Source organism: Gottfriedia sp. NPDC056225 (assembly GCF_042267765.1).
Classification (GTDB): domain Bacteria; phylum Bacillota; class Bacilli; order Bacillales; family Bacillaceae_G; genus Gottfriedia.
On record NZ_JBHJTJ010000001.1, the window covers coordinates 366,755 to 379,551 of the forward strand.

Below are 12,797 nucleotides of genomic sequence, written 5' to 3' on the forward strand. Positions count from 1 at the left end.
CTTATTTTGTTTTAGCTAATTTTTGTTCTTCAGGTTGCTTTTCCTTTTGAGTTCTTCTATAAAAATCTGCAACTAGTTTGTAATATGCATTAGCCATCATCCAAATGCTTTCTTTTTCATCTTCAAAGAAATCGATATTATATCCGTCTAGATTATTATTAAGCGTTTTAATATAATCCTTTAAGATAAGAGATCCTCCACCAATGAAATAGCATATTTCTGTTTGTGAGTTTTTTTGCCAAATATTACGCAAATGGCGATATTGTTTTTTTGCTAACTCAAGAAGGATTCGATCAACAATATCATGAACGCTTGTCCTACTTCCTTTTACCATGATATGGTTACGATCACTTTTCTTAGTAATTATTTCAACTACATCCCTGCGGCTATCTAATTCAATCCCATGTCTTGAACGGATTTCTTCACGAATAGCTTCAAGTGATTCTGATACACCTAGGTTGAAGCCTTGTGCTTTATCATCATCAACTTTTCTATTTTTAATAACTGCTACATCAGTAGATAAGCCACCTATATCTTGGATTAAGATTCTTTTATCAATAAGCGCCTTATTAATAATGTTTAAATCATTATCCATAACAAGATTAATGAATGCGGCAAATCCTTCTGGGTACACTTTAACTTCTTCAAACTTAATATTTACCTTTACCCCTTGGTATTTAGGTGTTACTAAAAACTCGACTTGGTGCACAGAGCTTAGCAATCTTGAACGATACCCTACATCCTTACCTTCTTTAACTTCTCTAAGTGGAAGACCTGTCCCTAAAATATATGTAGCATCAATAACATTATTTGAATTCTTATTATGTGTATTTTCCTCTCGTGCTGCGTCTAATGCTAAAGCGGCAAACAACATAATTAGTGTTTGATCTTCTTCAGATTTATTGCTTCCTGGATCTAATTCTGACGCATTGCTGCTTTTTGTTGCCAAATGTCCCACACGATAGATTGAATTATTTTCTTTTAAAGTAGGAGAGTGTACTCGAATATGAATACCATCAACCGGCTCTTGGTTGTCTAATTCCTCTACCCCTATAATTGGACGATCCTCCGTATCCCTAGCAATAATATTAGGAATATTAATTTCATTTTCCATCTTCCCAAAAATCCCTTTGAGTGAATCGTTTCCTACATCAATTGCCGCAATACGTGCCTTTACCATCAAAATCATCCCTTTCATTAATAGGTTAAAAAGTTTACGTATTAATAGATAATTCTGATAATAGATTAACTTAAATTTAGCCTTTTGGTCAATGTTCAGCACTGAACTATCATAAAAATGTAATTAAATTGTCATCTTGTATACAAAACAGTAAACACATAAACATGTGTACAACTTTGTGTACAAGTATACTTTTCCGTATACAAAATGTTTACTTCTTGTAAACTTGTGTACAAATATGTGTACAACTGTTTACAAAACGTATACTTGTAAACAGGAATGTGTACAACTCACTTAAAAACTACAATTATTAAAAATTAATCTGTAGATAAATCGCTCCCACCTCTCAACTTGTGGATAGCTAAAAAAGATAATCAGCTTGTGGATAATTTATAATTGCAAAACCAAAGGCTAAGTTATCAACAAAACAAAAAATCTGACTCGTAATTTGTCGTTTGAAATAAAACTTTGTTGTTTACTAACAGAAAATGAATTAAATTCTACGCAATTAATCAGAGCTTTCTATTTAAATAAACATCAGATTTGATCCCTGCTACTCCTAGTCAGAAATTGCTTGTGAAATACAAACAACCTTTAGTAATAGCCCTTTTTCAGAATATAAATTACTGTGATATTAATTGTTTGATGAACGAATTTAATTATTTATTAATAAGTAAAAGATTTACAGAAATTCGCAAAATTACTGAGTATCTAATTTATGTTTTCTCGAACTAAAAGGGATTAATAAGGTGCTGTATTACATGCTTTTTTATTTTGAAGAAGTTGGTTGGAACGGAAGGGTTCTCGACTCCCATGGGAAATGCGGGAAGGCTTAGGTCTCGCCCCATGGAAAGCGAGAATCCTGTAGTGGAAATCAACCACATACCGCTTCCTTTACATGGAAAAAATTATTAATTAATTGACAAGTTCTTTTTCAACAGCGGTTTACTACTCAAATATGAAAATTTTTACTTTCCTACAAAAGTTTTTGTTCTTTTAAGATGAAACGATTATAATGGGAATTATGATTGTACTTTCCTAGTACAATTAGATAGAAAGAAAATTTAATAAAAAAATCCATAAGTTAGATTGCTTATGGTAGAGGTCGCAAACCCCCCTCTACAAAAAAATAAGGCAAAAACAATATTGTCATATTGTTTTTATTTTTGTTATTCGGGATGCCCTCTTCTTTTTAAACACGTAAAGGAGAGAAGAAATATGAAAAATGAAAAAGCAATCGTTGTATTTAGCGGTGGCCAAGATAGTACTACTTGTTTATTCTGGGCTATGCAACAATTTGGTGAGGTTGAGGCTGTTACGTTCAACTACAATCAACGTCATAAACTAGAATTAGATGTAGCTGCAGATATTTGTAAGGAATTAAATATTCCCCACCATATACTTGATATGTCCTTGTTAAATCAACTTGCTCCAAATGCTTTAACAAGAACAGACATTGAGATTACTCATGAAGAAGGTGAATTACCTTCTACATTCGTCGATGGACGTAATTTATTATTCTTATCTTTTGCAGCAGTACTTGCTAAACAAAAAGGCGCGAAACACATTATTACTGGTGTTTGCGAAACTGACTTTAGCGGATATCCTGACTGCCGAGATATCTTTGTTAAATCATTAAACGTAACTCTTAATCTATCAATGGATTATCCATTTGTTATTCATACTCCACTTATGTGGATTGATAAAGCTGACACTTGGAAGTTAGCTGATGATTTGAATGCATTTGAATTCGTTAAAAATAAAACGTTAACTTGCTATAATGGTATTATTTCTGACGGTTGTGGAGAATGTCCTGCATGTGAGCTTCGTCAAGCTGGTTTAGATCGTTATCTACAATCGAAAGGAGCCGCAAAGCATGTTTGATTTTCGCATCGTAGATCGACTTCATAAGATTGATGAGCACATCAAAAAAGAAGACTTAAAATACCACCATAAACGTGTTCTAGTGAATAAAGAATTTACTTTTGATGCTGCACATCACTTACATTGCTATGAAGGTAAATGTAAAAATTTACATGGACACACATATAAAGTCATGTTTGGAATTAGTGGTTTTGTTGATGAGATCGGCTTAGTCATTGATTTCGGTGATATTAAACAGATTTGGAAGGAAAAAATTGAAATCTATTTAGATCACCGTTATTTAAATGAGATGCTACCTCCAATGAATACAACAGCGGAAAATATGGTTGTTTGGATTTATGAGCAAATGGAAAATGCACTTAAAGCTCATACAAATCCGGCGCAAGATATTCGTGTAGAGTTTGTTCGTTTATTTGAAACGCCTACTTGCTACGCTGAAGCTCGTAGGGAGTGGATGATTAATGAGTAAAATTCCTGTACTTGAAATATTTGGACCTACTGTACAAGGTGAAGGTATGGCAATCGGTCAAAAAACGATGTTTATTCGTACTGCAGGTTGTGATTATTCTTGTAGTTGGTGCGATTCTTCTTTCACATGGGATGGTAGTGAAAAAGAAAATATTAAATGGATGACCGCAGAAGAAGTTTTGGAGAATTTAGTGACCTTAGGTGGCGATACATTCTCACATATAACAATTTCTGGTGGAAATCCGGCCCTACTTCCTTCATTAGGACCTGTAGTAGAGTTATTAAAAGAAAAAAATATGACTTTAGCTCTTGAAACCCAAGGTAGTAGGTGGCAATCATGGTTACCTTCTATAGATGAAGTAACCTTATCACCTAAACCACCTAGTAGTGGCATGAATACTGACTTCGATATGTTAGGAAGCATTATTCAAAATTTAGAAAATCACCCAAAGTTTTGCTTAAAGGTTGTTATTTTTGATGAAAAAGACTTAGCTTATGCAGAAAACGTTCATCAAAAATTCCCACATGTTCCGTTCTTTTTACAAGTCGGAAATAGCTGGTTAAATGCGGATGATGGAACTTTATTACAATACATGCTAAAACGTTATGAATGGCTTATAGATGAAGCAATGAAATCAAAAATCTTTAAAAACGTAAAAGTTTTACCTCAATTACATGCATTTGTATGGGGAAATAAGAGAGGAGTTTAATCAAAATGGTAGGAAGATCAAAAGGTTCACTTGAAGAAGTATCATTACTTGGCAGCAACAACACAAAATATTTATTTGAATATGACCCAGGAATTTTAGAAACATTTGATAATACTCATCCTGATCGTGATTATTTCGTAAAATTTAATTTCCCTGAGTTTACTTCACTTTGTCCAAAAACTGGTCAGCCTGACTTTGCGACAATTTATATTAGCTATATTCCAGAGCAAAAAATGGTTGAAAGTAAATCATTAAAGCTTTACTTCTTTAGCTTCCGTAATCACGGAGACTTCCATGAGGATTGCATGAATATCATTATGGATGATTTAATCAAATTAATGGATCCTCGTTATATTGAAGTTTGGGGTAAATTCACTCCACGTGGCGGTATTTCAATCGATCCATATTGTAACTATGGCCGTCCAGGTACAAAATACGAAAAGATGGCTGAACATCGTATGATGAATCACGATTTATATCCTGAAAAGATTGATAATCGTTAAGAATTGATACTTGTCATTTTCATGATGACCTAATACTTATAGCCTCCGTGTTCTATACACGGAGGCTATATTTTTAAAATTTTAACAAGCTCGCATTAAAATATTAGTTTATTTCCAATATAATAGTTTACTGATATTGCATAGTAACAACACCAGAATATTGCGATAAGTTCTCTGAGTTAATGTCTAATATTCCTACTTCAGTTGATCTCTGACCTGTAGCTTTAATGAATTTATCTGCTTTTTCGAATAGCAACATCCCTATGATTGATAATGCCTTCGTCCGGTAATGCATGGGAATGGTAATTGTGGGATTTAGCTGTTGCACCACTTTTGTGGCCTCTTCACCATTTAACGTCATTTTGCCGCCGACTGGGATCATTAGAACGTCCACCTTACCAATGTCTTTAATAAGGTCCTCCGTCAAAAGATGGCCTAAGTCTCCACAATGGCAGATCGTCAAACCATCCACTTTAAACCTGAATAGAATATTTTCGCCCCTCTTTTTGCCATTTACTTTATCATGGTACGTCTTGAATCCACTTATCTGTACGTCACTGCAATTGTACTCTTTTGCTTCATTGACAAGTTCATAATTTCCAGTTGCAACATGAATTTTATTGTGGTCTCCATGATCATGTGTGACTGCAACAATATCAGTTTCGATGGGCTTAGGCATTTTATATCCAAGGAAGCGATCAAATGGATCGATTAGAATCTTTTTCCCAGCTTCTGTAGTTACCAAAAAGGCAGATTGACCAAACCATTTAATTTGCATAATAAGCACATCCCCTAATTATTTTTGTTTTATATTCAAACCTTGTTAAGTTCTTAACTCCTCATAAAAACTATCCCACAAAACTTTTGTTCTCGAAGCAATTTCAATTTGACTATTATATAATCTACTTCTCTTCGTTATTCCATTGGATATATTTACGAAAATTTCCGCAATATGTTGAGCGGGCATTTTTGTTCGAATTTCCCCAATCTCAATAGCTCGCTCAACAATCTTAATCCATCCATTTAACTCATTTTCATGCAATTTGAGAAGGACATCTGTAAATTCAGGAAATAGTCTGTTAGCCTCGGTTAGCAGTGTTGTGAATTTTATGCGATTTGTTGGAGAATTACCGATAATTCTCATAAATGTGGATTCCGACTTAGTCTCCTTAATTAGTGACAAATAATTTTCATAAAATTGCTTTAATGTTGTCTGTTGGATTTGGTCAAAATTAATATGACTAATTTCAGCAGCCGTGTTCACTACTTCACGGAATAGCCCTTCTTTGCTATCAAAATAATGATAAAATGCCCCTTTAGACATTCCACTCTGCTTAACTAATTCACTCATCGTTACCTCTTTAAAGCTTTTCTGCAAAAACAGCGTTAAAGCCGTATTGATGATGTGCTCTCTTGTATTTACCATATTCTCTACCTTTCCATTCCAACCAACATACCGTCCGGTCGGTTTTTTTAATATTATACCACTAATTTAATTTTGTAAAGAGGTTATTACATAGAGAAAAAACTACTTGAGGAACCATCTCCACAGTGTGTACATATCGTAGTAAAAACAAGTTGAACTTGTCTTTGCTGAAATTTTTATAGATTGGATGTGTCACTAATTCTGTATTTTAAGTATAGTCCAGAAAATAATGAAGGATTATGTAACCAGCTAATGGCCTTTTTTAGAGTAATTGGTGAGTCATTATACTTTTCTAAACAAGGGAATAAAGTCGGCATTATTATAAATGATTTTCAAACAAGAAATTCAAGTGATATCGTTGATTTCGACATTAATTTTTCTAAGATTAGTTTTGACGCCTTTGTTGATTTAAAAGAGCTTACTCAATTATTATCAAAAAAAAATATTTTAGTTAATCTACCAGAAAATATTGATAGTACTAAGCAGGATATTGTTTTCTGTAGTCGATTTTTAAATAGAATTATTACAACAGAAGAGAACAAAGAAAATGGAGCTTTTATAGCAAATCATTTCCCATTTGCAAAAAAAGTATTAACGATCTCAAATACCATAATTGACTCAATGTCATCATATTCAAATTGGAAGGCAATTCATTTAAGAATTGAAGATGAATTAGTGAATTTCCATTCAGATTCCACAACAGATTTTGATGGTTATATCGAAAATCAATTATTACAAGCTATTGATATGATTAATACACCAGACTTATCAGCAGTCTATATTGCAGCAGGTATTAAAAAGGAAAAATTTAATAAAATTGCTCAGATATTTAGTCATAAACTACCTAACTTATTTATTTTAAATAAACTAGATGTTCTGAAAAGCCAGCCTGATCTACTAAAACAGTTAAATGATTTAAGCTTAGAAGAGCAGGCATTGGTTGACTGGCTTGTCTGTATTAGTGCACCCCACTTCTCTGGTCTGCATGCCTCTTCATTTGCTTATCTGGCTGGTTATATACGTCATTATCGTGGTTTTGATAAAGTAACAACTCAACTTTGGCCAACTTATCAACCTCTTTGGGAATTGTGGTTTCCTCGAATTTAATTTACTCATTTTGTGTTTGAAATGTAATTTATCGAAAATAAACTTTAAACCCTTTTCAATTATGATTAGGGTATTTTTGTCGTACTTTCCTACTATTACTTTTTCACTATCATTTTAGTAAAATTTTTCGTTTGTAGCGCACAATATGATTATAATTTACAATGATGAAAAAGAATTAAAAAGAGTGGTGAATAGATTTGTTTAAACTATTACTCATTGAGGATGATTCTTCTCTATTCTCTGAAATTGAAGATCGCCTAACTGGATGGTCCTATGAGGTATTTGGGATAACAGACTTTAGTAAAGTAATTCAAGAATTTACTGAGATTAAACCAGACTTAGTCATCATTGATATCCAACTTCCAAAATACGATGGTTTTCATTGGTGTCGCATGATTCGTTCCCATTCAAATGTCCCAATTATCTTTTTATCTTCAAGAGACCACCCTTCAGATATGGTCATGTCGATGCAGCTTGGCGCAGATGACTTTGTTCAAAAGCCGTTCCATTTTGACGTTCTTATCGCCAAGATTCAAGCTACTTTACGTCGAGTTTATAACTATAATACTGAGAAAATCGCACTTAAAACTTGGTGTGGTGCCACCGTCGACTATGAAAAAAATACTGTTTCAAATGAAAGCGGAGCAATTGAACTCACAAAAAATGAGATTTATATTTTAAAACTGTTAATTGAACAAAAGAATAAAATTGTTAGTCGAGAGGAATTAATAAATGGACTTTGGGAAGATAAGCGTTTTATTAGTGATAATACTTTAACGGTAAATGTAAATCGTTTACGAAAAAGACTTGATGAAATTGGATTAGGACAATTTATTGAAACTAAAGTAGGGCAAGGATACGTTGCTCTAGAAGAGGAATTCTGATGATTAAAACCTTTCTAATTGAGCGAATTAGTTGGATTCTTTTTTTTCTACTATCACAGGTATTCATTTTATTTGTTTCTTTTATTGATTCTTCTATACCTTTAACTTCACTCCTTTATATTGTCTTTTTATCACTATTATTGTTTATCATTTTTTTAGTCGTTCGGTATCCAAAAGAAACTAGATTCTATAAGAGTTTGATCGATCGTGAAGATGATCTTGATTTGACAGGAGTTGTAGATTCTAATAGTCCATTTGAAGAAATAGTTGAAAACAGTTTAACAAATCAAACAATCTTATTAAAAAAAGTAGCGGTTCAAAATCAAACCCATTTAGAAGAAGAAAAGGACGATCTTCTATCTTGGATTCATGAAGTGAAAACGCCTTTAACTGCAATGAACTTAATGATTGATCGAATGAAGGATGAGAGGTTAAAGTCAAACTTAACATTCGAATGGTTGCGTATCCACTTATTACTAGATCAGCAACTCCATCAAAAAAGAATACCTTTTATTGAAAACGATCTTTATATCGAAAAAATTCAACTTGAAGATGTACTATTTCCGGAAATTAAAACGTTACAGTCATGGTGCATACATAAAGGAATCGGTTTTGATATTGAACTTGAGGAGTTAGAAGTTTATAGTGATGCAAAATGGCTTTCGTATATCATAAGACAGCTTTTAACAAATGCAGTAAAATACTGTACCTCCTCTGACATACAAATTACAAGTAAACAAAGAAATGGGCAAGTTATTCTTGAAATTGAAGACTTTGGTCGCGGCATACATTCAAAAGATTTACCGCGCATTTTTGAAAAAGGCTTTACTTCTACCACCCAACATCAAGATAACGCCTCAACAGGCATGGGCTTATATTTAGCAAAAAAGGCTGCACTTTCCTTACATATTACGTTTCAAGTAAAATCAGAACTAGATAAAGGCTCAATTTTCACGTTGATTTTCCCGAAAAGGAATGAATTTGTAAAAATAACAAGCATGTGACAAAATTGTCACATGCTTTTGTTTATTGTTCGGTTAATCAAAGGAAACAATAGAAGGAACCTTTTATACTTACTTTATCAAATGAAAATAAAGGGGTGTACGGAAATGAATATTTTAGAAGCAAAGAAAATTCATAAAAGTTACGGAAATAAATTTAATAAACAAGAAGTTTTAAGTGGAATAGATATAAACATCGAAAAAGGTGAATTCGTTAGTATTATGGGTGCATCTGGATCGGGTAAAACAACTTTATTAAATGTTCTTTCGTCGATTGATAAGATTAATACTGGCATGATCGCAATTGAAGGTAAGGATATTACGGATATGAAAGAAAAGCAGTTAGCAGAATTTCGTAAAAACTATTTGGGTTTTATCTTCCAAGAATACAATTTACTAGACACATTAACAGTAAAAGAAAATATTCTTCTTCCCTTATCAATTACTAAAACGTCACCTAGTGAAGCAAATCAAAAATTTGATGTTATTGCTAAAGAGCTTGGTATTTTTGAATTAAAAGATAAATATCCGAATGAAATCTCTGGGGGTCAAAAACAACGTACTTCGGCTGCTAGAGCATTTATTCATGAACCTAGTATCATTTTCGCGGATGAGCCAACAGGTGCTTTAGATTCAAAGTCTGCATCAGATTTATTAAATAAATTAAGCGAATTAAATGAAAAAAGAAATGCCACAATTATAATGGTTACACATGATCCAGTAGCAGCAAGCTTTTGTAATCGCGTTATCTTTATTAAAGATGGACAAATTTATTCACAACTTCACAAAGGCGATGAAACAAGACAGAATTTCTTTAAAGATATCATGAAAACCCAGGGTGTATTAGGTGGTGTTCACCATGAGCATTAATCACTTGATTTTCCGAAATTTAAAAAAGAATATAAAGAATTATTATCTTTATATTTTTGCTTTAGTTTTTAGTGCTGCATTATACTTCTCGTTTGTTACCCTACAGTACGATCCATCCATGGACGCCACAAAGGGTTCAATTAAAGGTGGAGCTGCAATTCGCTCAGCGTCAATTTTACTTGTTGCAATTGTGTCGATTTTCCTTTTATATGCAAATATGATTTTTATTAAAAGAAGAAGTAAAGAAATTGGTTTGTTTCAATTAATTGGAATGACGAAAGATAGGATTTTTCGAATTCTAACAGTTGAAAACTTTATTCTTTATTTTAGTTCATTGGTTTTTGGGATCTTATTAGGTTTTTCAATTTCAAGACTAATCATTATGATTTTATATAAAATCACAGGGGTTAAAGCAATTGCTAGTTTGCATTTTTCAACACAAGCATTAGTTCAGACAATTATTGTTTTTGTTGTGATTTATGTATTCATTATGTTAATGAATTACGTTTTTATTAAAAGACAAACTATTTTATCATTATTCCGAGTGGTCTCATCGACTGAAGGAAAACTTAAAAAAATGTCTGTATTTGAGATTTCTATTGGAGTTTTAGGTATTTTATTAATCATCTCAGGTTATTTTTTATCATCAAAACTATTTGATGGTGATTTTACTACGATGACTGAGCTATTTTCAGCAATGATCTACATTTTAGCGTCAGTTATTATTGGAACTTATTTAGTATATAAAAGTTCAGTTCGTTTTATTTTAAACATCATTCGCAAAAAGAAAAATGGCTATTTAAATATAAACGATGTCCTATCATTATCTTCAATCATGTTTAGAATGAAGTCTAATGCTTTATTATTAACGATTATTACAACTGTATCAGGTCTTGCTATTGGCTTATTATCTTTAAGTTATATATCTTACTATTCTGCTGAAAAAACGGCGGAGAGCCATGTCCCTTCTGATTTTTTCTTAGGCAATCAGAAGGATTTACAAACTTTCACATCCGCTTTAGATAAAAGTGGCATTAAATATACAGAAAAACACATCGAAGTTCTTCAAGTTAATGCAAATATAAAGAATATACTAGATAAAGAGTTAGAAGGAATGATGAAGGATGCAGATAAGTTCCCTCTAGCGGTCGTAAACGAAAAAGCGGCTAAAGTGAATCTTGCTTCAAATGAAGTACTATTTACCGGTTATGACGATATGCTTCAAAAATTTATGACATTGAAGGATTCAGGAAATCTTGAAATATCTAGTACAAAGAAAACATTTAAGCTAAACTATTTAGGTTTAAAACGTGATAAAATTATCCCTTCATACTTCACAAATGGAGGATTTCCTACAGTTATTGTAGATGATCAAGTTTATAAAAGTATAAAACAGAATCTCGATTCATCTCTTCAAAAAAAATCTACTGAATATAACGGCATTAATATAAGTGATGAGAATTTAATTGAAAAGGCAAATGACATCTATATGGATCATCAATTGGATAAAAATTATCCTAATGATTCTCGACTTGAAATCGTTAATAGTCAGAAAGCAAATATGGGGCTTATTATGTTCATCGTCGGATTTTTAGGATTAACATTCTTAATGACATCTGGATGTATTTTATATTTTAAACAAATGGATGAGAGTGTTGATGAAAAGCCTAACTATACAATTTTACGTAAGCTTGGTTTTTCTCATAGTGATTTATTAAGAGGAATTCGATCTAAACAGTTGTTTAATTTCGGGATTCCACTCGTAATTGGACTAGTTCATAGCTATTTTGCTGTCCAATCTGGATGGTTCTTATTTGGTACTGAAGTTTGGACACCAATGATTATCGTCATGGTTTTATATGCCGTTCTATACTCTGTATTTGGTATATTATCCGTTCTTTATTATAAAAAAGTGATTAAAGAAGCTCTTTAAAAATCAGAAAATACCTACTAAATGATAGAAGTTCGATTTGAGCTTCTATTATTTTTTTATTTCTTTTGATTTATAATAGCTATATAAAAACTACTTTAAAGGTGAATCAAGATGACAAAAACAATCGTTGAAAAGCTAAACTTAATAAAATATAAAAAAGCGACAGTTTTATTTCAACCAAGTAATACAAATTATTTTACAGATTTACCCCATTTTGAAACAGATCTATTGAATTCTCCTTACGATCTAATATTTGCTTTCGTACTTAATATGGACTCACTTAAAGAGCTCATGTCAAAGATTATAGATAATAACTACTTAAATAAAAATGGTTATATTTTTATAGCCTATCCTAAAAAGGGTAATAAAGTTTATCCTACATATATTCATCGCGACGATTTATTTGAAGGATTAGGTGCAGACGAGAGTGGCTACGTCGGTTCAAGCACCATTAAATTTGCTCGTATGGTGGGACTGGATGATATTTTTACAGTAGTTGGATTAAAGGATGATTCGAAAACAAAAGCGGCAAACTCTTCAAAAGCTAGTCAATGTGTAGATGATTATATTGACCTCATTCCAAACGTTGAAAAGGATTTAGAGGAAACGCCTGAACTGCTTACGATCTATCAATCTCTTACTCCTGGGTATCGAAAAGATTGGGCTCGCCATATATATAGCGCTAAGCAAGAAGCAACAAAAGCAAAAAGGCGTGAAGAAATGAAAGTGGTATTAGGTGCAGGGTATAAAACGCTGGATTTATATCGTAGAGATCATAAATAATTGCGTATACACTGAAAAGCTCAGTCAGATATTCTGACCGAGCTTTTT

At 32.4% G+C, this 12,797-nt stretch carries 13 protein-coding genes; 10 read left to right on the forward strand and 3 right to left on the reverse strand.

Going from position 1 to position 12,797, the window contains the following annotated elements; genetic code table 11:
- Position 1: 1 nt before the first annotated feature.
- A complete protein-coding gene (locus tag ACFCYN_RS01730; protein ID WP_172446501.1) occupies positions 2–1,180 on the reverse strand; it encodes a ParM/StbA family protein in 1,179 nt (392 codons plus the stop codon).
- Positions 1,181–2,398: 1,218 nt separating this feature from the next.
- Here ACFCYN_RS01730 and queC point away from each other — a divergent pair.
- From queC to queF, 4 genes are read left to right on the forward strand one after another with little or no spacing between them, the layout of a single operon-like run.
- Entirely contained in the window at positions 2,399–3,064 is a 666-nt protein-coding gene (queC, locus tag ACFCYN_RS01735) for a 7-cyano-7-deazaguanine synthase QueC (protein ID WP_172446502.1), read from the forward strand.
- Positions 3,057–3,533 (forward strand): 6-carboxytetrahydropterin synthase QueD, encoded by a 477-nt coding sequence (gene queD, locus ACFCYN_RS01740; protein WP_172446503.1) that lies wholly within the window; start codon positions 3,057–3,059, stop codon positions 3,531–3,533. Before queC ends, queD begins: the two co-directional genes overlap by 8 nt.
- A complete protein-coding gene (gene queE / locus ACFCYN_RS01745) occupies positions 3,526–4,242 on the forward strand; it encodes a 7-carboxy-7-deazaguanine synthase QueE (RefSeq protein ID WP_172446504.1) in 717 nt (238 codons plus the stop codon). Before queD ends, queE begins: the two co-directional genes overlap by 8 nt.
- Before the next feature lie 5 nt (positions 4,243–4,247).
- Entirely contained in the window at positions 4,248–4,745 is a 498-nt protein-coding gene (gene queF / locus ACFCYN_RS01750) for a preQ(1) synthase (protein ID WP_025568326.1), read from the forward strand.
- Between the two features lie 127 nt (positions 4,746–4,872).
- Here the strand turns inward: queF and ACFCYN_RS01755 are convergent, their stop codons facing one another.
- Entirely contained in the window at positions 4,873–5,523 is a 651-nt protein-coding gene (locus ACFCYN_RS01755) for an MBL fold metallo-hydrolase (RefSeq protein WP_172446505.1), read from the reverse strand.
- 45 nt (positions 5,524–5,568) lie between these two features.
- On the reverse strand, positions 5,569–6,171 hold the full coding sequence (locus ACFCYN_RS01760) for a TetR/AcrR family transcriptional regulator (RefSeq protein ID WP_375947129.1): 603 nt from the start codon (positions 6,169–6,171) through the stop codon (positions 5,569–5,571).
- Positions 6,172–6,423: 252 nt separating this feature from the next.
- Here ACFCYN_RS01760 and ACFCYN_RS01765 point away from each other — a divergent pair, with 252 nt between their 5' ends.
- The 6 genes from ACFCYN_RS01765 (at position 6,424) to ACFCYN_RS01790 (ending at position 12,749) form a co-directional block, all read left to right on the forward strand.
- Positions 6,424–7,278, forward strand: coding sequence for an O-fucosyltransferase family protein (locus ACFCYN_RS01765; protein WP_172446507.1), 855 nt, complete (start codon positions 6,424–6,426; stop codon positions 7,276–7,278).
- 197 nt (positions 7,279–7,475) lie between these two features.
- Positions 7,476–8,162, forward strand: coding sequence for a response regulator transcription factor (locus tag ACFCYN_RS01770; protein WP_098119024.1), 687 nt, complete (start codon positions 7,476–7,478; stop codon positions 8,160–8,162).
- Positions 8,162–9,166: a sensor histidine kinase gene (locus ACFCYN_RS01775; protein ID WP_375947132.1), complete on the forward strand. Its 1,005-nt coding sequence runs from the start codon at positions 8,162–8,164 to the stop codon at positions 9,164–9,166. The genes ACFCYN_RS01770 and ACFCYN_RS01775 overlap by 1 nt, the downstream gene beginning before the upstream one ends.
- Before the next feature lie 105 nt (positions 9,167–9,271).
- On the forward strand, positions 9,272–10,033 hold the full coding sequence (locus ACFCYN_RS01780; protein ID WP_172446509.1) for an ABC transporter ATP-binding protein: 762 nt from the start codon (positions 9,272–9,274) through the stop codon (positions 10,031–10,033).
- Positions 10,023–11,966, forward strand: a complete 1,944-nt coding sequence (locus ACFCYN_RS01785) for an FtsX-like permease family protein (protein ID WP_375947134.1) — start codon at positions 10,023–10,025, stop codon at positions 11,964–11,966. The genes ACFCYN_RS01780 and ACFCYN_RS01785 overlap by 11 nt, the downstream gene beginning before the upstream one ends.
- A 111-nt stretch (positions 11,967–12,077) precedes the next feature.
- Entirely contained in the window at positions 12,078–12,749 is a 672-nt protein-coding gene (locus ACFCYN_RS01790) for a YdeI/OmpD-associated family protein (protein WP_375947136.1), read from the forward strand.
- The last annotated feature ends 48 nt before the right edge of the window (positions 12,750–12,797 follow it).

Excerpts from the sequence above, each read along its gene's own strand:
- ACFCYN_RS01785 (WP_375947134.1), top strand. The coding sequence starts at position 10,023 with ATGAGCATTAATCACTTGATTTTCCGAAATTTAAAAAAGAATATAAAG.
- ACFCYN_RS01780 (WP_172446509.1), top strand. The coding sequence starts at position 9,272 with ATGAATATTTTAGAAGCAAAGAAAATTCATAAAAGTTACGGAAATAAA.
- ACFCYN_RS01730 (WP_172446501.1), bottom strand. The coding sequence starts at position 1,180 with ATGGTAAAGGCACGTATTGCGGCAATTGATGTAGGAAACGATTCACTC.
- queD (WP_172446503.1), top strand. The coding sequence starts at position 3,057 with ATGTTTGATTTTCGCATCGTAGATCGACTTCATAAGATTGATGAGCAC.
- queE (WP_172446504.1), top strand. The coding sequence starts at position 3,526 with ATGAGTAAAATTCCTGTACTTGAAATATTTGGACCTACTGTACAAGGT.
- ACFCYN_RS01760 (WP_375947129.1), bottom strand. The coding sequence starts at position 6,171 with ATGGTAAATACAAGAGAGCACATCATCAATACGGCTTTAACGCTGTTT.
- queF (WP_025568326.1), top strand. The coding sequence starts at position 4,248 with ATGGTAGGAAGATCAAAAGGTTCACTTGAAGAAGTATCATTACTTGGC.
- ACFCYN_RS01765 (WP_172446507.1), top strand. The coding sequence starts at position 6,424 with ATGGCCTTTTTTAGAGTAATTGGTGAGTCATTATACTTTTCTAAACAA.
- ACFCYN_RS01790 (WP_375947136.1), top strand. The coding sequence starts at position 12,078 with ATGACAAAAACAATCGTTGAAAAGCTAAACTTAATAAAATATAAAAAA.
- queC (WP_172446502.1), top strand. The coding sequence starts at position 2,399 with ATGAAAAATGAAAAAGCAATCGTTGTATTTAGCGGTGGCCAAGATAGT.
- ACFCYN_RS01755 (WP_172446505.1), bottom strand. The coding sequence starts at position 5,523 with ATGCAAATTAAATGGTTTGGTCAATCTGCCTTTTTGGTAACTACAGAA.
- ACFCYN_RS01775 (WP_375947132.1), top strand. The coding sequence starts at position 8,162 with ATGATTAAAACCTTTCTAATTGAGCGAATTAGTTGGATTCTTTTTTTT.